This is a genomic window from Hydrogenophaga sp. GW823-FHT04C09, from assembly GCF_058796355.1.
Window position 1 is genome coordinate 89,313 of the sequence record NZ_JBXAIO010000011.1, and the last position, 24,457, is coordinate 113,769.

The 24,457-nt window shown below is 67.7% G+C and carries 26 protein-coding genes; 11 read left to right on the top strand and 15 right to left on the bottom strand.

The genetic code is table 11. The features are described from left to right. Positions 1–7: 7 nt before the first annotated feature. The 4 genes from AC1Q9M_RS23965 to AC1Q9M_RS23980 form a co-directional block, all read right to left on the bottom strand. Complete coding sequence (locus AC1Q9M_RS23965; protein WP_492436114.1) at positions 8–697, bottom strand: glutathione S-transferase family protein; 690 nt, start codon at positions 695–697, stop codon at positions 8–10. A gap of 133 nt (positions 698–830) precedes the next feature. Then, positions 831–1,169, bottom strand: a complete 339-nt coding sequence (locus tag AC1Q9M_RS23970; protein ID WP_382162267.1) for a metal-sensitive transcriptional regulator — start codon at positions 1,167–1,169, stop codon at positions 831–833. 93 nt (positions 1,170–1,262) lie between these two features. Then, on the bottom strand, positions 1,263–2,216 hold the full coding sequence (locus AC1Q9M_RS23975; RefSeq protein WP_492436116.1) for a complex I NDUFA9 subunit family protein: 954 nt from the start codon (positions 2,214–2,216) through the stop codon (positions 1,263–1,265). A gap of 5 nt (positions 2,217–2,221) precedes the next feature. Then, positions 2,222–4,180 (bottom strand): lytic transglycosylase domain-containing protein, encoded by a 1,959-nt coding sequence (locus AC1Q9M_RS23980; protein WP_492436146.1) that lies wholly within the window; start codon positions 4,178–4,180, stop codon positions 2,222–2,224. 87 nt (positions 4,181–4,267) lie between these two features. Between AC1Q9M_RS23980 and AC1Q9M_RS23985 the strand changes: the two genes are divergently transcribed. Both AC1Q9M_RS23985 and AC1Q9M_RS23990 read left to right on the top strand, forming a co-directional pair. Then, entirely contained in the window at positions 4,268–4,918 is a 651-nt protein-coding gene (locus tag AC1Q9M_RS23985; protein ID WP_382323065.1) for a 5-formyltetrahydrofolate cyclo-ligase, read from the top strand. A gap of 96 nt (positions 4,919–5,014) precedes the next feature. Beyond that, a complete protein-coding gene (locus AC1Q9M_RS23990; protein WP_492436119.1) occupies positions 5,015–6,436 on the top strand; it encodes a hypothetical protein in 1,422 nt (473 codons plus the stop codon). Between the two features lie 46 nt (positions 6,437–6,482). Here the strand turns inward: AC1Q9M_RS23990 and AC1Q9M_RS23995 are convergent, their stop codons facing one another. Further along, on the bottom strand, positions 6,483–7,400 hold the full coding sequence (locus AC1Q9M_RS23995; RefSeq protein ID WP_492436121.1) for a DMT family transporter: 918 nt from the start codon (positions 7,398–7,400) through the stop codon (positions 6,483–6,485). A 68-nt stretch (positions 7,401–7,468) separates the two neighbouring features. Beyond that, positions 7,469–8,497, bottom strand: coding sequence for a LysR substrate-binding domain-containing protein (locus tag AC1Q9M_RS24000; protein ID WP_492436123.1), 1,029 nt, complete (start codon positions 8,495–8,497; stop codon positions 7,469–7,471). Between the two features lie 127 nt (positions 8,498–8,624). Here AC1Q9M_RS24000 and AC1Q9M_RS24005 point away from each other — a divergent pair, with 127 nt between their 5' ends. After that, the gene (locus tag AC1Q9M_RS24005; protein ID WP_382162253.1) at positions 8,625–9,122 is read left to right on the top strand and encodes a DUF2917 domain-containing protein; all 498 of its coding nucleotides are present in this window, start codon (positions 8,625–8,627) and stop codon (positions 9,120–9,122) included. Positions 9,123–9,210: 88 nt separating this feature from the next. Here the strand turns inward: AC1Q9M_RS24005 and AC1Q9M_RS24010 are convergent, their stop codons facing one another. Then, a complete protein-coding gene (locus tag AC1Q9M_RS24010) occupies positions 9,211–9,564 on the bottom strand; it encodes a TfoX/Sxy family protein (protein ID WP_382162250.1) in 354 nt (117 codons plus the stop codon). Positions 9,565–9,601: 37 nt separating this feature from the next. Here AC1Q9M_RS24010 and AC1Q9M_RS24015 point away from each other — a divergent pair, with 37 nt between their 5' ends. Together AC1Q9M_RS24015 and AC1Q9M_RS24020 are read left to right on the top strand one after the other, a co-directional pair. Then, a complete protein-coding gene (locus AC1Q9M_RS24015; RefSeq protein WP_382323068.1) occupies positions 9,602–10,219 on the top strand; it encodes a TetR/AcrR family transcriptional regulator in 618 nt (205 codons plus the stop codon). Positions 10,220–10,281: 62 nt separating this feature from the next. Further along, positions 10,282–11,262, top strand: a complete 981-nt coding sequence (locus tag AC1Q9M_RS24020; protein ID WP_492436126.1) for an MBL fold metallo-hydrolase — start codon at positions 10,282–10,284, stop codon at positions 11,260–11,262. 107 nt (positions 11,263–11,369) lie between these two features. Here AC1Q9M_RS24020 and AC1Q9M_RS24025 read toward each other — a convergent pair whose 3' ends face one another. Next, positions 11,370–12,233, bottom strand: coding sequence for a LysR family transcriptional regulator (locus AC1Q9M_RS24025; RefSeq protein WP_492436128.1), 864 nt, complete (start codon positions 12,231–12,233; stop codon positions 11,370–11,372). Positions 12,234–12,306: 73 nt separating this feature from the next. Here AC1Q9M_RS24025 and AC1Q9M_RS24030 point away from each other — a divergent pair, with 73 nt between their 5' ends. From AC1Q9M_RS24030 to AC1Q9M_RS24045, 4 genes are read left to right on the top strand one after another with little or no spacing between them, the layout of a single operon-like run. Beyond that, the gene (locus AC1Q9M_RS24030) at positions 12,307–12,966 is read left to right on the top strand and encodes an ankyrin repeat domain-containing protein (RefSeq protein WP_492436130.1); all 660 of its coding nucleotides are present in this window, start codon (positions 12,307–12,309) and stop codon (positions 12,964–12,966) included. Positions 12,967–12,972: 6 nt separating this feature from the next. Then, a complete protein-coding gene (locus tag AC1Q9M_RS24035; RefSeq protein WP_444688896.1) occupies positions 12,973–13,446 on the top strand; it encodes a nucleoside deaminase in 474 nt (157 codons plus the stop codon). Between the two features lie 4 nt (positions 13,447–13,450). Next, positions 13,451–14,635 (top strand): cyanate transporter, encoded by a 1,185-nt coding sequence (locus AC1Q9M_RS24040; RefSeq protein WP_492436133.1) that lies wholly within the window; start codon positions 13,451–13,453, stop codon positions 14,633–14,635. A gap of 34 nt (positions 14,636–14,669) precedes the next feature. Beyond that, positions 14,670–15,950 (top strand): SLC13 family permease, encoded by a 1,281-nt coding sequence (locus AC1Q9M_RS24045; protein ID WP_492436135.1) that lies wholly within the window; start codon positions 14,670–14,672, stop codon positions 15,948–15,950. Positions 15,951–15,956: 6 nt separating this feature from the next. Here AC1Q9M_RS24045 and AC1Q9M_RS24050 read toward each other — a convergent pair whose 3' ends face one another. Further along, the gene (locus tag AC1Q9M_RS24050) at positions 15,957–16,781 is read right to left on the bottom strand and encodes a DUF6279 family lipoprotein (protein WP_444688893.1); all 825 of its coding nucleotides are present in this window, start codon (positions 16,779–16,781) and stop codon (positions 15,957–15,959) included. Between the two features lie 94 nt (positions 16,782–16,875). Here AC1Q9M_RS24050 and glmU point away from each other — a divergent pair, with 94 nt between their 5' ends. After that, positions 16,876–18,297, top strand: a complete 1,422-nt coding sequence (glmU, locus tag AC1Q9M_RS24055) for a bifunctional UDP-N-acetylglucosamine diphosphorylase/glucosamine-1-phosphate N-acetyltransferase GlmU (RefSeq protein WP_492436137.1) — start codon at positions 16,876–16,878, stop codon at positions 18,295–18,297. Positions 18,298–18,399: 102 nt separating this feature from the next. Here glmU and AC1Q9M_RS24060 read toward each other — a convergent pair whose 3' ends face one another. Together AC1Q9M_RS24060 and AC1Q9M_RS24065 are read right to left on the bottom strand one after the other, a co-directional pair. Further along, positions 18,400–19,158, bottom strand: coding sequence for a DUF2726 domain-containing protein (locus AC1Q9M_RS24060; RefSeq protein WP_382323076.1), 759 nt, complete (start codon positions 19,156–19,158; stop codon positions 18,400–18,402). Between the two features lie 149 nt (positions 19,159–19,307). Continuing rightward, complete coding sequence (locus AC1Q9M_RS24065; RefSeq protein WP_291121612.1) at positions 19,308–19,814, bottom strand: Lrp/AsnC family transcriptional regulator; 507 nt, start codon at positions 19,812–19,814, stop codon at positions 19,308–19,310. A gap of 133 nt (positions 19,815–19,947) precedes the next feature. On the opposite strand from AC1Q9M_RS24065, the gene glmS reads away from it, so the two are divergent. Next, positions 19,948–21,804 (top strand): glutamine--fructose-6-phosphate transaminase (isomerizing), encoded by a 1,857-nt coding sequence (gene glmS / locus AC1Q9M_RS24070; protein WP_492436140.1) that lies wholly within the window; start codon positions 19,948–19,950, stop codon positions 21,802–21,804. A 56-nt stretch (positions 21,805–21,860) separates the two neighbouring features. Here glmS and hutC read toward each other — a convergent pair whose 3' ends face one another. The 4 genes from hutC to AC1Q9M_RS24090 form a co-directional block, all read right to left on the bottom strand. Next, positions 21,861–22,640 (bottom strand): histidine utilization transcriptional repressor HutC, encoded by a 780-nt coding sequence (hutC, locus tag AC1Q9M_RS24075; protein ID WP_444688953.1) that lies wholly within the window; start codon positions 22,638–22,640, stop codon positions 21,861–21,863. 84 nt (positions 22,641–22,724) lie between these two features. Then, on the bottom strand, positions 22,725–23,711 hold the full coding sequence (locus AC1Q9M_RS24080; RefSeq protein ID WP_444688952.1) for a Bug family tripartite tricarboxylate transporter substrate binding protein: 987 nt from the start codon (positions 23,709–23,711) through the stop codon (positions 22,725–22,727). Between the two features lie 53 nt (positions 23,712–23,764). Next, entirely contained in the window at positions 23,765–24,151 is a 387-nt protein-coding gene (locus AC1Q9M_RS24085) for a RidA family protein (protein WP_492436142.1), read from the bottom strand. Between the two features lie 129 nt (positions 24,152–24,280). Beyond that, on the bottom strand, positions 24,281–24,457 hold a 177-nt coding region (locus tag AC1Q9M_RS24090; protein ID WP_492436144.1), incomplete at its 5' end, for an acyl-CoA dehydrogenase family protein.

Sequence of the window (24,457 nt, forward strand, 5' to 3'; positions counted from 1 at the left end):
CACCCGCTCAGCGGCCCAGCCGGTACGGCTCGTCGAAATCGATGAAGTCGTGCTCGGCCAGCGCCTCGTCCATCCAGGCCTTCACCCCGGGCAGCGCGCGCACGCGGGCCACGTAGGCGGCGAGGTCGGCCGGCACGGGCAGCTCGTAGGTGGCGATGCGCATGCACACCGGTGCGAAGTACGCATCGGCGATGCTGAACGAGCCAAACAGCAGGGCCCCGGCCGGCTGGGCCGCCAGCAGCTCGCTCCACAGGCCGCACAGGCGGGCCACGTCGGCGCGCACGTCCGGCTTGTCGCGCCAGATCAGGCGGCCGATCTCGGGCAGCGAGGCCTCGATGTTCATGGGGCAGTGGTTGCGCAGCGCGCCAAAACCGCTGTGCATCTCGGCGCAGACGCTGCGCGCCCGTGCCCGGGCGCACACGTCCTGCGGCCAGAGTTGCTTCTCGGGGAAACGCTCGGCGAGGTACTCGGCGATCGCCAGCGTGTCCCAGATGGCAAAGCCGTCGTCCACCAGCACCGGCACCTTGGCAACGGGGCTGACCGTGCGCAGCTCCTTCTTGAAGACCGAATTCACGTCGAACGAGTCGAACCGGATCATCTTCTCTTCGAACGCAATGCCCGCCTGCTTCATCAGCACCCAGGGGCGCATGGACCAGGACGAGTAGTTCTTGTTGCCGACGTAGAGCTGCAGTGCCATGGAAAGGATCTCCTGAAAGAACCGCCCATGGTAGAGGGTCGCCGGCCACGCATTGATGCCAAAACGCCAGGCGATTGATTCGCGGCCCATGAGGCCCGAGCGGGTTCACGGAAGGTGTTCTGAGGTGAATGCTTTAGGCGTATTTTTCAAGAATGCGCGTCGAGCGCTCCACCTGCAGGAAGGTGTTGATTTCGGAGTCCGATTCCGACACCGCTTCCATGACCGAGCAGGCCATCATCCGGTAGAAGGCTTTGTCCATCGCCTTGCGCGCGGCACACATCTGCTGGGCCACATCCTCACAGCCCCGGCCATTCTCAACCATCTCGATCAGGCCGCGCACCTGGCCTTCGATGCGCTTGAGCCGGTTGACCACATCGCGCTGATGCTCGGGGCGGTAGGTCGAGTCTTCCTCGGTGGGGGTGGGGATGGGGGCGAGGCGGCGGTTGGGCTTTTTGAGAACGGGTGCGGCCATTGGGGCTCCTGTCGGTTAAAGGTATTCATTTCTGCCACACGCGGAGTGTGCCAAAAAAATACCCCCGCCCCCAAAAAAGCCCGAAGTTTCGGCTCAGCGGCCGGCGCCGTGCCGGTAATCCAACAGCTGGCTGCGCCCGCCGCGGTCGCCGAGGTAGGTCGGGGCCACGCTGTGCACGCTGGCGGGCCGGATGCCCAGTGCCGAAAGGTCGGGCCATTGCCGCGAGGCCACGTTGTCCACCGCCATCGAATCGAGGTTGTCGCGGCTCATCACCGGGTCGCCGGGCATGGCCTCCATCACCATGGCCTGCAGCCGCGCCAGTGGTGCGGGCAGCGGCAGCACGGGGCGCTGCCGGCTGCCATGGCGCCCGGCGATGCGCACGAGCTCGGCCAGGGTGAACACCTCGGGCCCGACGCATTCGAACGTCTGGCCCGCGCTGCTCATGGGCAGGTCGCGGTCGCGCAGGCAGGTCACCACCGCCTGGGCCACGTCTTCCACCCACACGGGCTGAAAGCGCGCGTTCGCGCCGGCCAGCGGCACGACGGGCAGCACGGCCTGCAGGCGCGCGAACAGGTTGAGAAAGCGGTCGCCCTCGCCAAAGACCACGCTGGGCCGCAGGATGGTGAGGTCCAGGCCCGCGCCGCGCAGCACCTCTTCGCCGCGCGCCTTGCTGCGCTGGTAGCGTGACGGGCCGTCCAGGCTCGCGCCCAGCGCGCTCACGTGCACCACGCGGCGGATGCCGTCGGCCGCGCAGGCCTCGGCCAGCGAGAGCGGCAGTTCCACGTGCACGCGCTCGAAGTCGTCTTCGCTGCCGTGCAGGATGGCCACGAGGTTGACGAGTGCGGCGTGCCCGTCCAGCAGGCTGAGCAGTTGCCCGGGGTCGTGCACGTCGGCTTCGAGCACCGTCACCCGAGGCAGGTGCTGCACATGCGCGGCGTTCAGGGCGCGGCGGGTGGGCACGGTGATGCGCCAGCCCTGGCGGTGCAGTTTTTCGCAGACGTGGCGGCCGATGAAGCCGGTGCCACCGAGGACAAGAACGTTCTTCATGGGCGTCAGGGCAGGTCGGGGTTGACGGTGGGGGCGTTCACCGGGCGCGGGCCCACGGTGCCCAGCCGCGCGCGCAGCGACTGCGGCTGGCCGGTGATTTGCGCGGCGTAGTTGGTGGTGTTGGCCAGCACGCGCTTGACGTAGTCGCGCGTTTCCTCGAAAGGGATGTTCTCGGTCCAGACCTCGCCCGGCAGCACCGGCCCGTTGCGCCACTGGCGCGAGCGGCCGGGCCCGGCGTTGTACGCGGCGGCGGCCAGCGGCAGCGAGCCCTGGAAGTCGTCGAGCGCGAACTTCAGGTAGGCGGTGCCGATCTGGATGTTGGTGTCGCGCTCGGTGATCTGGGCGGGTTTGAAGTTGGTCAGGCCGATCTTGTTGGCGGTCCAGCGCGCGGTGGCCGGCATCACCTGCATGAGCCCGGAAGCGCCCACGCCCGAGCGGGCGTCGGTGATGAAGCGGCTTTCCTGCCGGATCAGTCCGTACACGTAGGCCGGGTCCAGGCCGATCTCGGTGGCGCGGCTGACCACCTGGGCGCGGTGCGGCGTGGGGAAGCGCTGCGCGTGGTCCATCGATTCGGGCGTGCGCAGGCTGGTGTTGATGCAGCGGTCCCAGAGCTCATGCTGGCAGGCCAGGGCCGAGGCGGCCAGCAGCTCGCGCTCGCCCATGCCGCCGGGGGTGTGCAGGCCCACGGTGTAGTTCCACTCGCGCACGCCTTCGCTGCGCAGGCCCAGGCGGATGGCGATCAGCGCGCGGCGCAGGCCGGGGTTGTTCTGCGCGGCGGCGACTTCCTCGGCGGTGAGCGGTGCGGGCGCGGCCGGCACGGTGATGGGCCGGCCGAGTTCTTCCATCGCCAGCTGTTCGTAGAAGTCGCGGGTGGAGGCGATGCTCTCGAACAGCTCGCGCGCCTTGGCCGAGGCGGCGACCGGGTCGGGCAGCTTGAGCGCCTGCACCGCGCGCGCTTCCCAGTACACCCAGGCCGGGTCGCTCTGCTGGGCCTCGCTCATGGCGGCCACGGCATCGTGCACGGCGCTCCAGGAGCCCGCGCGCATGCCCGCGCGCGCCTTCCAGGCCAGGTGCTCGTCGTGCATGTGGCGGTCTTCGCCGTTGGCGAAGTAGCCCAGCGCCTCGGCCTGCAGCTTCTGCGCCGAGCGCTTGCCGATCACGCCCCAGGTCCAGCTGCGCTCTTCCTTGGTGAGCTGGGCCTTCCAGCGCGTGCGGTCCATCTCCAGCGCGGCGGCGGTGGGGTCGTTGGCGGCGAGGCGGATGATGGCCAGCGTCACCAGTTCCTTGGTGCGCGGCCGGATCGCGGTGAGTTTTTCGTCCAGGTATTTCACGGGGTCGCTTGCGATGCTGTCGACCGTGGCGCTCAGGTCCGGGTCCAGCATGGCCACGGCCTGGGTGGCCACGCGCGCGCGGTTGGCGTCCATGGCCAGCCGGGCGCGCTGCCACACCACCTGGGGTTTGAGCTGCCCGGCGTCGAGCAGGAACTTGGCGGCGGTCGCGCAACCGTCTTCGGCCTCGCGCTGCGCGTGCCAGTTGGCCTGCACCACGGGCGCCACGGCCTCGCCGGTCGCGCGGCCGGTCATCACGTCGCGCATGAGTGCGTAGCAGCGCACCTGGCGGTCGTCGTTCATGCGAAAGCGTGGCAGCTCGGCGTCGAAGTTGGCCCAGTCGCGTGCCTTGCCCAACTGCAGCAGCCAGTCGTTGCGCAGGCGGTCTTCCCAGTAGGTGCCCGCCATGCGGTCGAGCGCGGCGCGGATGTCCACCGGCGTGGCGATGTCCAGCCGCGAGCGGATGCTCCAGTAGTTCGCCAGCGGCTCCAGCGCGTGGCCGCGCACGGTGGGCAGCAGGTTGGCGAGCTGGAAGCTGTTGCCGCGCGAATAGGCCGAGCGCATCTCCAGCAGCGCGGCATCGCCGCCGCTGGTGGCTTGTGCCAGCGCAAGGCCCGGTGTCACGAGCACCGCCATAATGAGCCGCAGTCCCAGCCCTTGCAGGCGTCGACCGATTCGCCGCGCGCTGCCCTGTTTCTCATCAACCAGATTCATGTGTCGATTATGGACAACAAAGACGGTCAGAGTCCCCACAAACCCCACGCTTCGCCGGGCGACGGATCGGCGGCTGCGCTGAAGGTCGAATGGCGCAAATCGCTGATTGAAAAACGACAGTCCCTGGCCGACCGCGCCTGGCGCAACGACCTGCTGCAGCGGGTCATGCGCGTGTGGCTGATCCACCGGCCCGACACCGTCATCGGCGCGTATTGGCCGATCAAGGGCGAGTTCGATCCGCTGCCCGCGCTGTTCCGCTGGCAGGAGGCCGGCCTGGAGGAGGACGCGCAAGGGCAGCAGCAGCACCGGCGCATCGGCCTGCCGGTGGTGAACAAGGTGGACAAGACGCTGACCTTCTACACCTGGTACCCGGGCTGCCCGATGGAAGAAGACGCCTACGGCATTCCCAAGCCGAAGGACACCGAGATCGTCGTGCCCACGCTGATTTTCGTGCCCTGCGTGGGCTACGGGCCCGGCGGTTTCCGCCTGGGCTATGGCGGCGGTTTCTATGACCGCACGCTCGCCAGCCTGAATCCCAAGCCGTTCACCGTGGGCCTGGGCTACGACTTCGGCTGGCTGCCCTACCTCAAGCCCGAGATCCACGATGTGCCGCTGGACGCGATCCTGAGCGACACGGGCGTGATGTGGCCTGAGCGCTGAGCGGCACCGCCGTGTCGGTCGCACGGCGAACTTGGGGAAAAGGGTGGGTCACTCAGGTCTTCCAGCGCCGTGCTGGGTATCAAAGACTGTTTGAACATGAATTCTTTCCACATTGCGTCGAACACCGGCCGCTGTGCCGCGTCGAATGAAGGCGACATCGTCGGCTCTCAGGGTCGCCTTCGCTCCTATGAAGACCTGGCCCTCCTCATGCAGGAAACGCTGGGCACGTTCTTCCCGCTCGAAGGCCCCTTCCTGGGTCTGGCGGATTGCCGATCGGTGTTGACCGCCGTGAACCACGGATTCAGTGCCCTGACCTCTGAAAGGCGCTGTGAGGCGAGGGCCGCACTGCAAGCTCTGCGCGATGAGTTGAGCCTCTCGGACCCGAATGGCGCGTGGTCCAAGGACATTCACGCCGACTTGAAAGAGACCATCCGCCAGTGCGCCTCGCCGCTGAACACGTTGCAACACGACTTGGTTCGGCACATCACGGGCTATCTGGCCGAGGCGGACGTGCGGGCCGCAGGTGCGGTCAACCGAAAACTCAGGAAGGCCACCGAAGACCGGCTGCTGGCCCAGGCGATCAGAAGCCACTTCTCGGTGACGCGGTCACAAGATGGCGTCATGCCGGCGTTTCAGTCGTTCCTGGCAAGCATCAAGCAACTCGATGAGTACATGCAGGGGACCCCCTTGATAGCCTTGTCGGAGAAGCTGACCCGTCTCTTTGACATCGAGGACAGAACGAAGGTGTTTGACCAGATGCTGTGCTTTGTCGAGGCCATGCCGCAGGGTTTCCGATCGAAGCCGCTGGTGGCCCTCGGGGGGCGCTTCTGGGAGTTGTGGCAAGACGACCGGCACGGTCGATTCGATGCCCTCCTGAATCTGGCCAAAGACATGCCGTTCGATGAGGGATGGCCTGTTTTCGAGGAACTGGCCGGGTCATTGATCTCGCTCACCGAAGAGTCGGTGGAAAACCGGTTCAACGCGCTGTTGAACATCGCGAATGAGGCGCCGCTGGCTCGGCGCAGCGAATGCCTGGTCTGCTTGGCCAAAGAACTGGCGTGCATTCCCAATGAAGAAAGAAAGGCGTCGTTCGATCGGATCCTGCAAATGAACCAGGTCATTCCCGCTGACGAGCAAGGCGCGGTGCTGGTTGCGTTGGCAACCCAATGCGCAAACCTTCCCGAAGACGTCAGCAAAAACGGGTTCGACGCCGTTCTTGATGGGGCGAAGGCATTGCCCGATGCTCAGCGCGCGCAGCCACTGGTCGCCCTGGCTGGCCGTCTCTCGGTGCTGCCGGACAGCTCATCGATGCTGCAGGTGCTCAACGCGCTCCTGGTGGTGGTCGAGTCGATGACTGAAGGCCGGGAAGGGGTGTTGATCGAGGCGGCCAATGGCCTGTATGGCTTGGACAGCGAAGCCAAGGTGCTGGCGCGCGAGGCCGTTCTGAACGTTGCCGACCAACTTCCCCCGGAGCAGAGGATGCTCGTGCGGGCGCAGCTGGAACCATTGGGCGTCTAGGCGGCTTTGGGCGAAACCGGTCTTCGATGCCGGTTGCCCGGCGCCGCTACGGATGGTCCGCGCTCGCGTGCACCTCGGTGATGCGCTTCTCGCGCCGCACGAGGTAGAGCCCGCTGCCCACGATGATGGCCGCGCCCACCCAGGTGTGGGCGCTGGGCAGGGTGTGCCAGATCAGCCAGTCCAGCCCCAGGCCCCAGGCCAGCGCGCTGTACTCGAACGGGGCCACGGCCGAGGCCTGGCCGTGGCGGAAAGCCTCGGTGATGGCGAGCTGGCCGCAGAAGCCGGTGACGGCCAGGGCCACCAGCAACAGCGCGTCGCTGCGCCGGATCGGCACCCACTCGGCCCAGGAGAGCGCGCCCGCGCCGAGGGCCATGAACACCATCATCCAGAACACCATGCTCTCGCTGCTGTCGGTGCGGGTGGCCAGGCGCCCGACCACGGCCGAGATCGCGTAGCACAGGGCCGCGCCCAGCGTGGCGAGGCCGCCGAGGCTGACGAAGCCGGCCTGCAGGTCGCCGCCGCTGGGGCGCAGCGCGATGAGCACGCCCACGAAACCGATGGCAATCGCCCACCAGTGCGCCTTGGGCACGCGCTCCTTGAGCACGGGCACCGAGAGGGCTGTGATGAGCAGCGGCGAGATGAAGAACAGCGTGTACGCGGCCGACAGCGGCAGCTCGCGCACGCCCAGGGTGAACAGCGCGAGCATGGTGATGCCGAGCACGCCCCGCAGCAGGTGCAGCGGCCAGCGGACCTTGAGCAAGGTGTGCCAGCCACCGCGCCACGAGATGTAAAGCAGCACCAGCGGCAGGGCCGTGAGGCCACGCAGCGCGGCGATCTGCAGCACCGGGTAGGTGGCGGAGAGGGTCTTGAGCACCGCGTCCATGAACGCGAAGAAGCCCACGGCCACGAGCATGAAGGTGATGCTGCGCAGGTTGCCGGCGGCGAGGTGCTGAGAGGACGACATGAAGACTTTGGATGGGAAAGCGCCGGAGTGTGCCTGAGCGCGCGCGATCGCGCAGGCACCACCGCGCCTCAGTCCATCTGGTCCACTGTGTCGGGATCGGGCACGTCGCCGATGGCTTCGCGCGTTTCGGCGGCCTGCTTGAGCAGCCATTCGCAAAAGGCCTTGACCTCGGGCCGCTGCGCGCTGCGCGGCGCGACCAGCAGCCAGTACACGAGCGGCGAGTCCAGCCGGGTGTGGGGCAGGGGCTCGACCAGCGCGCCGCTGGCCAGGCTTTCGGCCACCAGCGGCAGGCGCGCGAGCGCCACGCCCTGGCCGGTGAGTGCGGCCTGCACGATCTGGTTGGCGTAGTTGAAGTACATCCAGCGCTGCGGCGAGAGCTTGGCCGGCGTGGCACGGCCACCGCGTTTGCCGGCCGGGGTGGCGGGCTTGTTGCCGAAGGTGTCGAGCCAGCGTTGCCAGGTGAGCCATTCGAGGTGGCGCGTGCGGTGCGCGTCACCGGCCTCGATGAGGGCGCAGCGCGAGAGGTCTTCAATGCTGTGGATGGGCTGGGTCTTGAGCAGCCAGGGGCTGGCCACGGGCGTGAGCTGTTCGCCGAAGAGGCGCTGCGCGTCGGCGGGCATGGCCTGTGGCACGGCGTAGCGCAGGGCGAGGTCCACGTCGGAGGTGGCAAGGTCCACAGCGTTGTCGGTGGCGTCGATGCGGATGTCGATGTCGGGGTGGTCGCGCTGGAAGGCTTCGAGGCGCGGAATCAGCCACATGGAGGCGAACGAGGCCCAGGTGGTGATGGCCACGCCCTTGCGGCCTGCGCTCTGGCGGATCTGCCGCACGGCCGCGTCGATGCGCTCCAGCGCCATGCTGGAGGCGCGCAGCAGTTGCGAGCCCGCGCTGGTGAGTTCGACCGCGCGCGTGTGGCGCAGGAAGAGGGCGGTGCCGACCTCGTCTTCGAGCGCCTGGATCTGCCGGCTGACCGCGCTTTGCGTGAGCGAGAGTTCTTCGGCGGCAGCGCGGAAGTTGAGGTGGCGGGCCACGGCTTCGAAGGCGCGCAGGTGCCCAGCGGCAATGGGGCGGGTGCGGGGGTGGCTGCTGGTGAGCTGCATGGGGGGCTCCGGGCATTGATGCGGTTAGCGAATCAATAGCTTACTGCGTATTCATTGGACGCAGAGGGCGTTCGGCCCGAACATTCATTCCCAGGATGAGCCATCGTCCCTTGTTAAGGAGCCTTCCATGAACACCCGTTTCGCCCCCATTGCCGTTGTGTCCGACCGCGTTGCCTGCCCCGCTGCCCTGCGTGGCTGGCGCCTCGACGCGCGCCGCGCGATGACCCTGCGCCCGCAGGTGCCGAGCCGCCTGCACATCACGCAGGGCCGAGCGTGGGTGACGCTGGGTGTGCCGCACCAGGGCGCGGGCAACGAATCGGGTGACGTGATGCTGGCCGCGGGTGAAAGCCTGGTGGTGCCGGCGGGCGCGCGCCTGGTGATGGAGCCCTGGCAGCCGGCCAGCGCCGGCCCGGTGCGTTTCGACTGGTGCGCCGAGCCCCAGGCCGTGGACCAGCCCGACCGCTTCGGCCGCGAGGTGGTGGCGCCGTCGCGCGAGCTCGCCGTGGCCCTGGGGCAGGCAGGCTGGGCGTTCGCCCGGCTGATGCGCGGCCTGTTCGGCTACAGCGAGTACCTCGTTGCCGGCCGGGGCCGGGTGCTCACGCCCTACGAATCCAACCCGCCCTGAGGCCTCGCGCGCCCACGCTCTGTCGCTGCGCGGGTCGCTGCCCTCCGAGGGGGCTGGCCTTGCTTGGGGCGGCCCTGCGCTGCGGCCGTCAGCGGGGCTTGCGTTTCGGCTTGCGCGCGGCCACCGCCGCCTCCAGCGCGAGCCGTGCCCAGGGCAGCATGAGCGCGGGTGACTCCAGCGCCTCGTCCGGGGGCGTGTGGTAGTGCAGCCGCCCGGACTTGCCCTTGAATTCGTACACGAAGGGGCGGCCGCCGGCGGCCAGCCAGCGCGGCTCGGTCTCGGCGTTGGTCTTGAGGAACAGCGTGTCCCACGCAATGATCGCGATGTTCATGCCGTCGGTGGAAATGCCCCAGCCGCCGAACATGCGCTTGGGCACGCACGGCCCCACGCCCGAGAGCAGTTCGCAGGCGTGTTGGGCGAAGGGATCGACGGGTTTGACCATGGCCGGATCTTAGGGCGCCATCCGGCAGAATGCGCCGATGGCCCGACCAAAATCCGCATCCCACGAGCTCAAGCGCGACGAAATCCAGAACGTCGCGGCGCGCTGCTTCGCCGCGCAGAGTTTTCCCGCCACAAGCATGAACGAGGTCGCCGCCGCCTGCGGCACCAGCAAGGCGCGGCTCTACCACTACTACGAGAGCAAGGAAGCGATCCTGTTCGACCTGCTCGACCGCTACACCCAGCGCCTGCTCGCCCTCATCGGCGAGGCCGAGGCGCGCGCGCAACGCAAGAACCTGAGCGAGCGCGACGCCCTGAGCGAGCTGGTGCGGGCCTTCCTGGCCGAGTACGAGACTTCGGCCACGCGCCACATCGCCCTGGTGTCCGACACCAAGTTCCTCGGCCCCGTGCAGCGCATGCTGATCGTCAACCGCCAGCGCGATGTGGTGGCGGCGTTCACCCGTTTCATCATCCGCGCCTACCCCGAGCGCGTGACACCGGCCAACCAGACCGCGTTGACCATGATGCTGTTCGGCATGATCAACTGGACCTTCACCTGGCTGCGCCCGGGCGGCCCCATGAGCTACAGCGCCTTCGCCGAGGAGGTGGTGCAGATGCTGGAACGCGGTTTGTCCGGTGGCCCCACGGGGGCATCATGATTTACGTATGCGTAATTGATTTCGTTTAGGTAAAATTTGTGCTTCCCCACAGGAGACCCCCCATGAGCAAAGCCTTCGCCTCCCAGGCCGACCTGGACGACAAGAAAACCACTTTCGAACAGCTCAGCAAACATTGCTGGGCCTACACCGCCGAAGGCGACCCGAACTCGGGCGTGATCATTGGCGAGAAGTTCATCATGGTGAGCGACGCCACGGCCACGCCGGCCATGGCGCAGGACCTGATCAGGCAGATCCGAACCGTCTCCGACAAGCCCATCAAGTATGTGCTGCTGACCCACTACCACGCGGTGCGCGTGCTGGGTGCGAGCGCCTACGTGGCCGAGGGCGCGACCGAAGTGATCGCCAGCCGCGGCACCTACGAACTCATCGTGGAGCGCGGCGCCGAGGACATGCAGAGCGAGATGGAGCGTTTCCCGCGCCTGTTCCGGGGCTCCGAGAGCGTGCCCGGCCTGACCTGGCCGACGCTGGTGGTGGGCGATGGCCAGCCGGGCCGCCAGGGCTCGCTGACCGTGGACCTGGGTGGCGTGAAGGTCGAGATCTGGCACCCGGGCCAGGGCCACACGCGCGGTGACACCATCGCCTGGGTGGAAGAAGAGAAGGTGCTGTTCAGCGGCGACCTGGTGGAATACGAAGCCGGCGTGTACACCGGCGACGCGCAGCTGGAAGAATGGCCCGCCACGCTCGAAGCCCTGCGCGCACTCCAGGCCGAGGCCATCGTGCCCGGCCGTGGCGAAGCCATGAAGGGCCGCGCCGATGTGGACAAGGCGCTGGACTACACCAAGCGCTGGGTGACCACGCTGTTCCAGGCCGGCAAGGAAGCTGCCGCCGCCGGCATGGACCTCAAGACCGCCATGGCCCACACCCGCAAGAGCATGGACCCGGTGTTCGGCCACGTGTTCATCTACGAACACTGCCTGCCGTTCGACGTGAGCCGCGCCTACGACGAAGCCAAGGGCATCAAGAACCCCCGCATCTGGACGGCCGAGCGCGACAAGGACATGTGGGCGGCCTTGCAGGGCTGACCGCGAAGCGGGCGGACCTACAAGCGCACAGCGCGCCGCAGGGCTGACCGCGAAGCGGGCGGACCTACAAGCGCACAGCGCGCCGCAGGGCTGACCGCAGGCTTGGCTCAGGCGGGCTGCTGCCCGCTTCGGGCGGCCAGCACGGCCGCCATCTGCGCCACCAGTTCGGCCAGGGGGCCCGTGCCTTCCCCGGCATAGATGGAGACCGCGATCGGCGGTTCGCCCTGGAACGGCGCGTGGCGCCGCACGCGGTAGCCGGCCACCGCATTCCGGGGCAGGAGCGACAGGCCGAGCCCGGCCTCCACCGCCACCAGCACGTTGTGCAGGCTGTTGCCCGTGAAGGCGATGTACCAGCCCAGCCGCTCCTGTTCCACGCGCTCGAACATGGCCTCGCGGTAGAGACCGCCGGGCGGAAAAGCCACCAGCGGCAGGGGATTGGGCCAGGCCGGCGGGGCCTCGGCGCTTTCGAACCAGGCCATGGCCTCGGGAAAGCTCGCGCGGTGATCGGGGCTGGCGCTCTGTTCCTTGGCGATGGCGATGTCCAGTTCACCGGCCCGGTAGCGCCGGATCAGATCGCGGCTCAGTCCGGCCGTCACGTCCAGGTGGATCTCGCGGTGGCGCCGCGCAAAGTCCGCAAAGGCCTGGGCCATCGGCGCGCTGACCAGGTCTTCGGGCACCCCGATGCGCAAGGACACCGTGCCCGCGGGGTCGCGCAGCGCCGATGCCGCCTCTTCCTGCAGCGCCAGGATGCGGCGCGTGTAGCCGAGCAGGCGCTCGCCGGCCGCCGTGGGCTGGATCGGCCGCGCCGCGCGATCGATCAGCACCTGCCCGACGGCTTCTTCCAGGCGGGCGAGTTGCTGGCTGATGGTGGACTGCGTCATGCTCAGGCGGTCCGCCGCCAGGGTGAAGCTGCCGGCATCGGCGATGGCCGCAAAAGCGCGCAGCAGGCGGGGGTCGAGCAGAGGCATCATTTGAAAAATGGATGAAATTCATCCTAACATTTAATTTCCAAATGTTGGGCGCCTTGCCTACAGTGGAGCCATCATGCTTCGCCGTTCCATCCTTGCCTCACTCGCCGTGCTTCCATTTGCTTCTTCGGGGAGTGAGGCCGGGAAGGCCTTCCTGCTGCATGTCGCCGCCGGCCGGAACGATGTCGCCGGCATCCGTCGGCTGTTGGCCGAGGGCGCGCCGATCGACGCGCGCGACGGCAGTGGCGCGACCGCGCTGCTGGTCGCCACCCATGCCAACCACGTCGAGGCGGCCCGCGCCTTGATCGAGGCCGGCGCCGACGTCAATGCCAAGGACGGCATCAACGACAGCCCTTATCTCTACGCGGGAGCCCGGGGCCACCTGGCCATCCTGAAGATGACGCTGTCGCACGGCGCCGATCTCAAGAGCACCAACCGCTACGGCGGCACCGCGCTCATCCCGGCGGCCGAGCGCGGCCATGTGGAGACGGTGCGCGCGCTGATCGAGGCGGGTGTCGCGGTCGACCACGTCAACCGGCTCGGCTGGACCGCGCTGCTGGAGGCCATCATCCTGGGCGACGGCGGCGAGCGCCACCAGCAGATCGTGGGCCTGCTCGTGAAGGCCGGCGCCAATGTCAACCTGGCGGACAAGGACGGCGTCACGCCGCTGCGCCATGCCCGCACCAAGGGCCAGAAGCCGATCGAAGCGATGCTGCTGGCCGCCCACGCGCGCTGAAGCCCCATGAGCGACACAGACACCCACTTCCTGCACCAGGCCATCGAACTGGCGCGCGACAACATGGCCCAGGGCGGCCGCCCGTTCGGCGCGGTGGTGGTGCGCGGTGGCGAGGTGCTGGCCACCGGCGTCAACGAGATCCTGGCCACCCACGACCCGACGGCCCACGCGGAGATGTCGGCCCTGCGCGCCGCCAGCCGCCGGCTCGGATCGCCCGACCTGAGCGGCTGCGCTGTCTACGCCAGCGGCCACCCCTGCCCCATGTGCCTGGCGGCGATGCGGCTGGCCGGCGTGGTGCGGGTCGCCTACGCCTATTCCAACGAGGAGGGCGCGCCGTTCGGGCTGTCCACGGCGGCGATCTACGAAGACCTCGCCAAGCCCTTGGCCGAGCAGTCCATGCACATTCGCCACCTGCCGGTGCCGCGCCCGGATCTGTACGCGCAATGGGCGCAGGCGCAGGCACGGAACCGGAAGGCCTAGGCCCGTGAAGGTGAACGTCCGCTGGCTGCTGGTCGCGGTGGCCCTGATCGCGCTCAACCTGCGGCCCTTCATCGCGGGCATCGGGCCGCTGGCGGCCGACATCGGCCGGTACACCGGGCTCGGTCTGAAGGGGATGTCGCTGCTGACCCTGGTGCCGATGCTGCTGATGGGCGTGTTCGCCTTCGCGGGCCCCTGGCTGCAGACCCGCATCGGAGCACGCCGCGCCGTGGTGGCCGCGCTGATCCTGCTGGTGCTGGGCTCCATGCTTCGCCTGTTCACGCAGAACGGCTGGCAGCTGGTGGGCACCGCCGCCCTGCTGGGCTTGGGTGCGGCGGTGGTGCAGGCGCTGCTGCCCGGCATCGTCAAGCGGCAGTTTCCGCGCCATGTCGGTGTGGTGATGGGCCTGTACTCGGCGATGCTGATGGGCGGTGGCGCGCTCGGCGCGCAGGTCGCGCCGCTGGTGGCGGCGGCCAGCGGCAACTGGCACCTGGGCCTGGCCTGGATGGCCGTGCCCGCGCTGCTCGCCGTGGCGCTGGCGGCGCGCAGCCTGCCGCCCGACGCCCCGGGCCGCCAGGACAGCCTAGCCGTGACGGCCTACCTGCGGCGGCCGCGCGTCTGGCTGCTGATGCTGTGTTTCGGCCTGGTCAACGGCGGTTATTCGACCGTCGTGGCCTGGCTGGCGCCGTTCTTTCAGGAGCATGGCTGGAGCGCGGCCGGCAGCGGCACGCTGCTGGCCGTGCTGGCGCTGAGCCAGGCGCTGGCGGCCCTGGGCCTGCCGATGCTGGCCGGCCGGCGCGAAGACCGCCGGCCCTGGCTGTGGTTCACGCTGGCCCTGCAGGCCATCGGCTTCGCTGCGCTGGCGCTGTGGCCCGATGCGGCGCCTCTGGCCTGGGTGGTGCTGCTGGGCGCGGGGCTGGGGGGCTGCTTCGCGCTGTCCTTGATCGTGGCGCTGGAGCACCTGTCCGATCCCGGGCAGGCGGGGGCGCTGTCGGCGCTGATGCAGGGCGGCGGCTTCCTGATCGCCGCGATACCGCCCTGGATCATCGCCTTGCTGCGCGACGCGACGGGAGGTTTTCGCGCCGGATGGCTGATGCACCTGGCCTGCGTGGCCATCGTCGCGCTGCTGTACGGGCGCGTGGCCCCGGCCAGTTACCCGGGCGCGATCCGCCTGGTGCCGCGCGCCACCTGAGCGCCGGCCCCGCTCGCGCTACGATCCGCAGCGCATGCCCACCACTTCCGCCCTACACCACACCGCCACCGACTGGGGCATCGTCGCGGTCTTCGCCGTCGTCTACCTGGGCATGTTCCTGGGCGGCCTGCCGCGCCTGAAGCTGGACCGCTCGGGCGTGGCCCTGCTCGGCGCCATCGCGGTGATCGGCCTGAGCGGCCTGCCGGTGGAGGACGCGGCGCGCTCGGTGGACCTGCCCACCATCGTGCTGCTGTTCGCGTTCATGGTGGTCTCGGCGCAGATGCGCCTGGGCGGTTTCTATGGTGCGGTGACGCGGCGGGTGGGCGCGCTGCCGCTGTCGCGCAACGGCCTGCTGGCCGCGCTGATCGTGGTCTCGGGCGCGCTCTCGGCGGTGTTCTCCAACGACATCATCTGCCTGGCCATGACGCCGGTGGTGGCGCGGCTGTGCCTGCAGCGTGGCATCAACCCGCTGCCCTTCCTCATCGGCCTGGCCTGCGCGGCCAACATCGGCTCGGCCGCCACGCTGATCGGCAACCCGCAGAACATGCTGATCGGCTCGGTGCTGCAGCTGCCCTTTGGCGGCTATGTGCGGCAGGCGCTGGCGCCGGTGCTGATCAGCCTGCTGCTGTTGTGGCTCTGGCTCGCGTTCGGGCCCGGTGCGCGCACCGCGTCCGCCCCCGAGGCCGCCGGCCGGCCTTTCGCGGCCATGGCCGAAGCGCCGCCCGAAGAGCCCGCCTTCGACGCCTGGCAGACCACCAAGGGCCTGCTGGTGGCGGGCGCGCTGATGCTGATCTTCCTGTTCACCGACTGGCCACGCGACGTGGCGGCCCTGGTGGGCGCGGGCTTGCTGCTGCTCAGCCGGCGGCTGCATTCCTCGCACGTGCTGGGCCTGATCGACTGGCCGCTGCTGCTGCTGTTCATGGGCCTGTTCGTGGTCAACCACGCGTTCGAGACCACCGGCCTGGCCGCGCAGGCGGTGGCCTGGCTGGGCACGCAGGGCGTGCATCTGGCCGAGCCGGGGCCCTTGCTGGTGGTGAGCGCCGTGCTGTCCAACCTGGTGTCCAACGTGCCGGCGGTGATGCTGCTGCTGCCGCACCTGGGCGGCAGCGGCGCGCAGGCCGGCGCGATGCTCGCGCTGGTGACCACCTTCGCGGGCAACCTGCTGCTGGTGGGCTCGATCGCCAACCTGATCGTGGCCGACCTGGCGCGCCAGCAAGGCATCGTGATCGACTGGAAACGCCACGCGGTCACCGGCATTCCGGTGACGCTGCTCACGCTGGCCGTGGTGTGGGGCTGGATGCGCTTTGTCGCCTAGCGCGCCTCAGCGTTGCGCGCTCAGCGTGCGCAGGTCGTCTTCGTAGCCCTTGAGCACGCGCACGGCGTTGGCGCGCTGCTCGGCCGTGGTGGCGTTGTGCAGCGTGGCGAACTGGGCGCAGCCCTGGCGCACGAGCGCCTGGTTGTAGGTGTGGTAGCTGGGCTCGGGCGATTGGCGGATGCGCGCGATGTGCTCGCGCACCAGCTGCTCGGCCTTGGCGGGCGTGGCCTGCGCGTCGCGGATCGTCTGCAGCAGGTCGGCTTGGCGGCGCAGGCGCTCGGCCTGGGTGCGTTGTGGGTCGAAGGGCGACTGCTGCAGCCAGTCCCGCAGGAGATCGCGCTGTGCCGGACTGAGCTTGCCGTAGAACGATTCGCTGCGCTCGACGGCCTTGTCCAGCCGCTTGTTCAGGCGCTGTTGGGGGCTGCCCCGCAGGAAGTCCTTTTCAAAGTCCTCGTTGCTTTCGGCCTGCTGCTTCTTCAGGTTCTCCAGCTGCTCCGGGGTCAGCTGCAGGGCCAGGCGCGCGAACGGTTCCACCGTCTCGGCCGCGGCCCGCTCCAGCCGCTGGCGGATGTCCTCGAACTGCGCGCAGGCCTGCGCGGGCGAGACCTGGTCCACCGCCATCGTCTGCCACTGGCGCAGCAGGCTGGCGTAGGCTGGCAGCTCCTGGCGGCGGTGCCACTGGAAGAAGGCCTTGAGGTCTTCGCGCGTCTGCGCGGTCTGCGTGTCCGTCAGGTCCACGTGGCGGTCGATCCACCAGTAGCTCAGGGTGGGCGCCTGGTTGTAGGCCAAGCGCGTGGCGGTGCAGGCAACAAGGAGGATTGCCAGCGTCACCAGTGCGCCAAGGCGCAGCGCACGGCGCGCGATAATGCCCGGTTGGTGATGGCCGGCAAGAACGCCGTGCAACCCGTCTCTGCAAGAGGTGTTCATGTCGTTCCCTGTGGATGTGGTGGTGATGGCGGCTGGCAAAGGCACGCGGATGAAAAGCCTTCGGCCCAAAGTGTTGCACCGTTTGGGCGGGCGTGCACTGGCCCAGCATGTGATCGACTGTGCAGCGCGGTTGTCCGCGCGATCGGTGGTGGTGATCACCGGCCACGGCGCCGAGCAGGTCGAGGCCGGCCTCACGACCCCCGTGGCAACCGGCGACAGCGCCGCCCCGAAACTGCGCTTCGTGCGCCAGGAGCCCCAGCTGGGCACCGGCCACGCGGTGCAGCAGGCCGTGCCTGTGCTGGCCGACGACGGCGTGGTGCTGATCCTCAATGGCGATGTGCCCTTGATCGGACAGGCCACGCTGGAGACCTTGCTGCAGGCCTGCGACGGGCAACACCTCGCGCTGCTGAGCGTGGACACGGGTGGCGACGCCACCGGTTACGGCCGGATCGTGCGCGCCCTCGATGCGGACCGCTCGGTGCACGCCATCGTGGAACACAAGGACGCCAATGAGGCGCAGCGGCGCATCACCGAGTGGTACAGCGGCGTCATGGCCGCGCCCGCCGTCCTGCTCAAGCCCCTGCTTCAAGGCCTGACCAACGACAACAGCCAGCGCGAGTACTACCTCACCGACGTGGTCAAACATGCCGTGGCGCAAGGCTTGGTGGTGCGTGCCGTGACCACGGGCGATGAGGTCGAGGTGGCGGGCGTGAACAGCCCGGTGCAGCTGGCCGAGCTGGAGCGCGCCTACCAGCGCCGGCTCGCCGACGCCCTGATGGAGCAGGGCGTGCGCCTGGCGGACCCCGCGCGGCTGGACGTGCGCGGTGAACTGCTCTGCGGCCAGGACGTGGAGATCGACGTCAACTGCGTGTTCGAAGGCCGCGTGAAACTCGGCGACGGCGTGCGCATCGGCGCGAACTGCGTGATCGCCAACGCCGCCATCGACGCAGGCGCGGTGATCCATCCCTTCACCCACATCGACGGCGAGAAGCTGGGCGTGTCGGTCGGGCGCGGCGCGCTGGTGGGGCCGTTCGCGCGGCTGCGCCCGGGCGCGCAGCTGGGCGAAGAGGTGCACATCGGCAACTTCGTGGAAGTGAAGAACAGCACCCTCGCCGCGGGCGCCAAGGCCAACCACCTGGCCTACCTGGGCGACGCCACCGTGGGCGAGCGGGTGAACTACGGCGCGGGCAGCATCACCGCCAACTACGACGGCGCCAACAAGCACCGCACGGTGATCGAGGCCGACGTGCACGTGGGCAGCAACTGCGTGCTGGTGGCGCCGATCACCATCGGCGCGGGGGGCACGGTGGGTGGGGGCTCCACCCTCACCAAGAGCACGCCGCCCGGCGCGCTCGCGGTCGCGCGCGGCAAGCAGATGGTGCTGGACGGCTGGCAGCGCCCGACCAAGAAGAAAAGCTAGGAGCGAAGGGCTTTCGTCCAGAGCACCCGCAGAACCGGCTTTGCCAGGCTGCCAGGTGCGCCCCCTTGAGGGGGACGCGCGCAGCGCGGCGGGGGTGTTTCTCTACCTCCCGCGCACGTCTTGTGAACTGCCGTCGAAGCGGCTGTCGCCGCGCTCGTGGCTGTCAAAGCCGCTGTTGCCGTTGAGCCGGGCCTCGTCGAAACCGCGGCGGCCATTGCGGTTGAGGTCCATCAGCCCGCTCATGCCCATGATTTCCGATTCGCGGAAGCCGGTGTTGCCGTGCTGCTGGTCGAAACCGGAGAACTGGCTTTCCAGCTGCTGGCGCGCGTTCTCGCGCCGTTCTTCGCGGCTCCTGGGCTTGGGCAGTTCCGCCAGGTTGAGCTGGGCCCGGAAATCGGCCGGCGAAGGCATGCGGTGAATGCCGTTCTTGAGAAACACGAAACGCACGCCCGCTGTCTTGAGGATGCGGTTCTTGATCTTGACCTTGAGGGCCTTGGCCTTGGCGTCGCTCAGGTGGTGTTGCTCCACGTCGAACGCAAAGCTGGGGCGACCGTCCGGGCCGCAGACCACGAAGTCCACCTTCTGCTCGTACAGCCGCTCCTCGGCGCGCCTGCGGTCGGCCGCGCGGCGCACCGTCAGCATGTCCTTGAGCATCATGTTGGGCAGCACGATCTGGCCCGGAAAGGTGTCCTGCAGGTAGTCCAGCATGTGGGCCTGCTCGGCCGTGAGGATGCGCTCCGGTGAGTACCGGTCGTCGCGGCCGGACGACTCGCGGCGCCTGAGGCGGCGGACCGCCCAGACGCACAGCGCCAGCACCACCAGGGCGGCGGCGCCGAGCAGCGCGATCGTCACAACATCCATGCAAGCTCCTTGAACCCGAGCGGATCGGGAGATGGGATTTTAGGAGCGTGTTACAGGTGCCCTGGGCCGTCAACCGCTCAGGACCGATGTGAGGTCCTTTTTTGTGCGGTTTGCATCAATATCCGGCCCGACGTGGTTTACGAAGGTATTCAATTGCCCCCGCCACTGCGCACCCGGCCCAGCGGCAGCCGGGGATCGAACTTGGCGCGCTTGAGGCTGAAGAAGGCCTTGATGTTGCGCACGTTGGCGTCGCTGGTGAACAGCTGCTGGGCCAGCGCGAGGTAGGCCGGCATGTCCACACAGTGCACCACCAGCATGAAATCGGGCCCCGGGCTCACGCGGTAACACTGCTGCACCTCGGGCGTGGGCAGCACGCGGGCTTCGAAGGCGTCCAGGTGCTCAGCGCCCTGGCGCTCCAGGGTGATTTCCACCAGCGCCGTGAGGCCGTGGCCCAGCAAGGGCGCGAGCCGGTCGGCGCTGAGCAAGGCCACCTCGCGCTCGATCAGCCCGAGCTGGCGCAGCCGCTTGACGCGCCTCAGGCTGGTGGGCGGCGAGAGGTGGGCCAGCTCGGCCAGCGCCTGGTTGCTGCGCGAGGCATCCGCCTGCAGCAGCTCCAGCAGCCGCAGGTCGGCTTCGTCGATGTCGATCGGTTCCATGAAATCGAGTTTGGTGAAATATTTGACGGTTTTTATGGCGTTCGGAAATTATCAATCACCTGAGGTCACTATTTGATCATTAATTTCTTGGTGCCGTGTTTAGCATCACGCATCCCATTTTTCAGGAGCGAGTATGTGCGGCATCGTGGCAGGGGTTTCCGGGCGTGACATCGTGCCCGTGCTGGTTCAGGGCCTGCAGCGGCTGGAGTACCGCGGTTACGACTCCTGCGGTGTGGCCGTGCACAGCGGCGGCCTGCAGCGCGCGCGCAGCACGTCGCGCGTGGCCGAACTCGCGCAGCAGGTGCAGCAGGAGTCCATCGGCAGCGGCACCGGCATCGCCCACACCCGCTGGGCCACCCACGGCGCCCCGGCGGTGCACAACGCCCATCCCCATTTCAGCCACGGTCCTGGCGCCGTCGCGGGCGCGGCCGGCCGCGTGGCCCTGGTGCACAACGGCATCATCGAAAACCACGACGAACTGCGCGCCGCCCTGCAGGCCAAGGGCTACGTGTTCGAGAGCCAGACCGACACCGAAGTCATCGCCCACCTGATCGACTCGCTCTACGAAGGTGACGTGTTCGCCGCGCTGCAGGGCGCGGTGTCGCAATTGCACGGCGCCTACGCGCTGGCCGTGTTCCACAAGGACGAGCCGCACCGCGTGGTCGGCGCGCGCGCCGGCTCACCCCTGGTGCTCGGCGTGGGGCAGGGCGGGGCGGAACACTTCCTCGCCAGCGACGCCATGGCCCTGGCGGGCGTGACCGACCAGATCGTGTACCTGGAGGAAGGTGACCTCGTCGACCTGCAGCTGGGCCGCTACTGGGTACTCGACAGCGCAGGCCGCGCCCTGAGCGCCGTGCAGCGCCCGGTGAAGACCGTGCAGGCCCACAGCGGCGCGGCCGAACTCGGCCCGTACCGCCACTACATGCAGAAGGAAATCTTCGAGCAGCCGCGCGCGATCGGCGACACGCTCGAAGGCCTGGAGGGCATCACGCCCGAGCTGTTCGGCGACGGCGCGTACAGCGTGTTCAAAGAGATCGACAACGTGCTCATCCTGGCCTGCGGCACCAGCTACTACAGCGGCTGCACCGCCAAGTACTGGCTGGAGGAGATTGCGAAGATTCCCACGCAGGTGGAAGTGGCGAGCGAGTACCGCTACCGCACCAGCGTGCCCAACCCGCGCACCCTGGTGGTGACCATCACGCAAAGCGGCGAGACGGCGGACACGCTGGCCGCGCTGCGCCACGCGCAAAGCCTGGGCATGAAGCACACGCTGACGGTGTGCAACGTGGCCACCTCGGCGATGGTGCGCGAATGCGAGCTGGCCTACATCACCCGTGCGGGGGTGGAGATCGGTGTCGCGTCCACCAAGGCCTTCACCACGCAACTGGCCGGGCTGTTCCTGCTCACGCTGGCGTTGGCGCAATCGCGCGGGCACCTGAGCGAAGAAGCCGAAGCCGAGCACCTCAAGGCCATGCGCCACCTGCCGGTGGCCCTGCAGGCCGTGCTCGCGCTCGAGCCGCAGGTGATCAGCTGGGCCGAAGACTTCGCGCGCATGGACAACGCGCTGTTCCTGGGCCGGGGCCTGCATTACCCGATCGCGCTCGAAGGCGCGCTCAAGCTCAAGGAGATCAGCTACATCCACGCCGAGGCCTACCCGGCCGGCGAGCTCAAGCACGGCCCGCTGGCGCTGGTGACGGCGGCGATGCCCGTGGTGACGGTGGCGCCCAACAACGCGCTGCTGGAAAAGCTCAAGAGCAACATGCAGGAAGTGCGCGCGCGCGGCGGGGTGCTGTATGTGCTGGCCGATGCCGACACCCGCATCGCCAGCAGCGAGGGCATCCACGTCATCCGCATGCCCGAGCACTACGGCGCGCTGAGTCCCTTGCTGCACGTGGTGCCGCTGCAGATGCTCGCGTACCACACGGCACTGGCCAAAGGCACGGACGTGGACAAGCCGCGCAACCTGGCGAAGAGTGTGACGGTGGAGTGAGGGGTTTGGACTTGGGTGTGTGGAGTTGAGCCCAAGCAACGGCTGCTGGGGCCTTTTCAGGCAACGTGAGTGCCCTCTGCCGCGAAACGACTTGCCAACCGGTAGCGAAGGCCAGGGTGAAGCAAACGAAGGTAGTTGATAACCGTTCCTCGCTTCCAGGTCCGGCGCGTCAATTGCAGGCAGGGGCCGTCTGGATCCATTGCCAGTCTCTGTGCCTGCTCTGGCGTCGGTAGGACGGCATCGACGAGATGCTCGATCTCATCGTATGGAACGTGGCGCACAAGATACTCGCTGGGCGTGATCTTCGAGAAATCCTGATCGAGTATGGCTGGAACAGCGCGCAGATTGACGTAACGGTCTTCGAACTGAACCGGCAAGCCGTTCTCGAGGTGCAAACAGATGCAGTGAAACACGTTCTCGCCAACACGGATGTCGAGCCATGCTGCAACGTCGGGTGCGGCAGGAATTTGTTCCGCGCTGATCAACGAGAAGCCGTATTCGTGACCTCGGCCTCTGATGTCACTGGCAATGCTTGCCACCTGCAGAAGCGTTGAATGCGGCTTCGCTTCCGCAACGAAACTGCCCACGCCTGGCACCCGCACGATCTTGCCTTGGCCTACCAGCTCCCGCAACGCACGGTTGACGGTCATCCGGGCCACGCCGAACTGGGCTACCAGCTCCTGCTCCGATGGCAGTCGATGACCGGGTGGCCATTCACAATCCTGAATTCGGCGTGCGATGTGCTCTTTTACTTGCGCATACAGCGCAAGCCCGGGCGTCGGGGAAGGCGCCGCTGGAGCTGACGCTGGAAACGAATGCGGTGTCTTCGAATTCATGCGCCATGCATCCCGGGGATCGGCTTGACAGCCTGATCTCCCCTTGAGCGCCCATGGGGACGCCCTCTGCACGAGGGTCGGTGACTACTCAATTTTTGCCCCCGAGATCTGGACCATTTCCTTCCAGAATTTGGCGTCTTTTGCGATCAAGGCGCGTGTGGATTCGACACCGTCGGTCGTGGCAAGCACCAAACCGGAGCTCTTGAGGCGGGCAGCCAGATCTGGCGTGGCGCTTCGGGCCACGACTTGCGCGATGGCACTCGTCACGGCGGGGCTCATGTTGGCTGGGCCTGTCAGCGCATTCCAGGATTGCAAGTCCACATCCGCCAGTCCGAGATCCGCAAACTCTCCCATCCCCGGTACATCGGGCATCAAGGGACTGCGCTCTCGGCTTCCAACAGCAATGGGTATCAACCGCCCGGAATTGATGTGGGGCATCAAGGCCGGCATGAAGTCGAACACCATGTCAATTTGCCCACTCAGCAGGTCGTTCAAGGCAGGTGCGCCACCGCGATAGGGCACGTGCAGTATGTTGGCGCCCGTGCGCTTGGCCACAGTGGCAATCAGCAGATGCCCTGGCGAGCCATTGCCCGCGGATCCCTTGCTCAACTGGTGTCCCGGCTTTTTGCTCCACTCAATCAAGCTGCGGAAGTTTGTCCAACCATTTTCTTTTGCTCGTTCGGCGGTCACGCAGCACACGACGGTGGATGTCACCAGGCGGGCAATGGGTGTCAGATCTTTTGCTGGATCGTAGGGTGCCTGTGAAAGCATCAAGGGCAGTGCAGTGAAGAACGAGACGTTCAGAACCCCCAGCACGCTGCCATCCGCCGGCGCTGACTTGATCGCCTGAATGCCTATCAGGCCACTGGCACCTCCTCGATTGTCAACAACGATGGTCTGACCGGAAGTCGCCGAATATGAACTCGCCCAATTGCGGGCGATGACGTCGGCTGCCCCACCGGCCGGAAACGGCACCACCCAGCGCATTGCACTGCGACCGGGAGTCGATTGGGCGCTTGCCATAAAGGGTGAGGCAAGGGCGAGCGACAGGAGGGATCTGCGGTTGAACATGGTGGTGGTCCTGTGAAGATGTTTTTGGATCTCAGGGAGGAAGACGGAGTGCGTTATTCATTGCCGATGTATGCCGTGGCGTCGATCTCCACCAGGCAATCGGGCGACCCCAGTCCACTCACAATGCAGGAGACGCGGTGAGGAGGGTCCGTGTTGAAGTTGGCGAAATAGACCTCGTTCATGGGCGCCCAGTTGCTGCGATCGGTCACGTATACCGTGCACTTGACGATGTCGCTCAGGCTGCCACCTGCTTCCTCGACCAGTGCCTGGATGTTGTCGATGGCTTGTTGCGTTTGCGCGCGCACGTCGCCCACGACGAACTGGCCCTGCAGGTTGCGCCCCGTCGAGCAGACGAACAGGAATCCCCCCGCAAGGGTGGCCTGCGCGAATGGCAAGGAAGGCTTGAAGACTCGTTCTGATGAGATAGCGCGTTTGGGCATGGTCGTCCTTGATCACGAAAATTTTTGTCAATGTATAGGGCAGGCTATTCCTGTATATACAGGGTAAATACTTATCTGCAGGCCGGATGCCGATGGCCGGCGGTTCTGCGGCGGAATGGACGCCGGCCCTCACATCGTCTCGGCGAACAGTTCGCGACCGATGAGCATGCGGCGGATTTCGCTCGTGCCCGCGCCGATCTCGTACAGCTTGGCGTCGCGCCACAGGCGGCCCAGTGGGTACTCGTTGATGTAGCCGTTGCCGCCGAAGATCTGGATGCCCTCGCCGGCCATCCACGTCGCCTTCTC

What these genes read in the sequence shown, in the direction of transcription:
- AC1Q9M_RS24000 (WP_492436123.1), bottom strand. Translation starts at nt 8,497, where the DNA reads ATGCAGCTCACCAGCAGCCACCCCCGCACCCGCCCCATTGCCGCTGGG.
- AC1Q9M_RS24025 (WP_492436128.1), bottom strand. Translation starts at nt 12,233, where the DNA reads ATGATGCCTCTGCTCGACCCCCGCCTGCTGCGCGCTTTTGCGGCCATC.
- AC1Q9M_RS24020 (WP_492436126.1), top strand. Translation starts at nt 10,282, where the DNA reads ATGAGCAAAGCCTTCGCCTCCCAGGCCGACCTGGACGACAAGAAAACC.
- AC1Q9M_RS23985 (WP_382323065.1), top strand. Translation starts at nt 4,268, where the DNA reads ATGGACAACAAAGACGGTCAGAGTCCCCACAAACCCCACGCTTCGCCG.
- AC1Q9M_RS23980 (WP_492436146.1), bottom strand. Translation starts at nt 4,180, where the DNA reads ATGGCGGTGCTCGTGACACCGGGCCTTGCGCTGGCACAAGCCACCAGC.
- AC1Q9M_RS24035 (WP_444688896.1), top strand. Translation starts at nt 12,973, where the DNA reads ATGAGCGACACAGACACCCACTTCCTGCACCAGGCCATCGAACTGGCG.
- AC1Q9M_RS23970 (WP_382162267.1), bottom strand. Translation starts at nt 1,169, where the DNA reads ATGGCCGCACCCGTTCTCAAAAAGCCCAACCGCCGCCTCGCCCCCATC.
- AC1Q9M_RS24060 (WP_382323076.1), bottom strand. Translation starts at nt 19,158, where the DNA reads ATGGATGTTGTGACGATCGCGCTGCTCGGCGCCGCCGCCCTGGTGGTG.
- AC1Q9M_RS23990 (WP_492436119.1), top strand. Translation starts at nt 5,015, where the DNA reads ATGAATTCTTTCCACATTGCGTCGAACACCGGCCGCTGTGCCGCGTCG.
- AC1Q9M_RS24015 (WP_382323068.1), top strand. Translation starts at nt 9,602, where the DNA reads ATGGCCCGACCAAAATCCGCATCCCACGAGCTCAAGCGCGACGAAATC.
- AC1Q9M_RS24085 (WP_492436142.1), bottom strand. Translation starts at nt 24,151, where the DNA reads ATGCCCAAACGCGCTATCTCATCAGAACGAGTCTTCAAGCCTTCCTTG.
- AC1Q9M_RS24010 (WP_382162250.1), bottom strand. Translation starts at nt 9,564, where the DNA reads ATGGTCAAACCCGTCGATCCCTTCGCCCAACACGCCTGCGAACTGCTC.
- hutC (WP_444688953.1), bottom strand. Translation starts at nt 22,640, where the DNA reads ATGAATTCGAAGACACCGCATTCGTTTCCAGCGTCAGCTCCAGCGGCG.
- AC1Q9M_RS23965 (WP_492436114.1), bottom strand. Translation starts at nt 697, where the DNA reads ATGGCACTGCAGCTCTACGTCGGCAACAAGAACTACTCGTCCTGGTCC.
- AC1Q9M_RS23995 (WP_492436121.1), bottom strand. Translation starts at nt 7,400, where the DNA reads ATGTCGTCCTCTCAGCACCTCGCCGCCGGCAACCTGCGCAGCATCACC.
- AC1Q9M_RS24005 (WP_382162253.1), top strand. Translation starts at nt 8,625, where the DNA reads ATGAACACCCGTTTCGCCCCCATTGCCGTTGTGTCCGACCGCGTTGCC.
- glmS (WP_492436140.1), top strand. Translation starts at nt 19,948, where the DNA reads ATGTGCGGCATCGTGGCAGGGGTTTCCGGGCGTGACATCGTGCCCGTG.
- AC1Q9M_RS24045 (WP_492436135.1), top strand. Translation starts at nt 14,670, where the DNA reads ATGCCCACCACTTCCGCCCTACACCACACCGCCACCGACTGGGGCATC.
- AC1Q9M_RS24030 (WP_492436130.1), top strand. Translation starts at nt 12,307, where the DNA reads ATGCTTCGCCGTTCCATCCTTGCCTCACTCGCCGTGCTTCCATTTGCT.
- glmU (WP_492436137.1), top strand. Translation starts at nt 16,876, where the DNA reads ATGTCGTTCCCTGTGGATGTGGTGGTGATGGCGGCTGGCAAAGGCACG.
- AC1Q9M_RS24065 (WP_291121612.1), bottom strand. Translation starts at nt 19,814, where the DNA reads ATGGAACCGATCGACATCGACGAAGCCGACCTGCGGCTGCTGGAGCTG.
- AC1Q9M_RS23975 (WP_492436116.1), bottom strand. Translation starts at nt 2,216, where the DNA reads ATGAAGAACGTTCTTGTCCTCGGTGGCACCGGCTTCATCGGCCGCCAC.
- AC1Q9M_RS24080 (WP_444688952.1), bottom strand. Translation starts at nt 23,711, where the DNA reads ATGTTCAACCGCAGATCCCTCCTGTCGCTCGCCCTTGCCTCACCCTTT.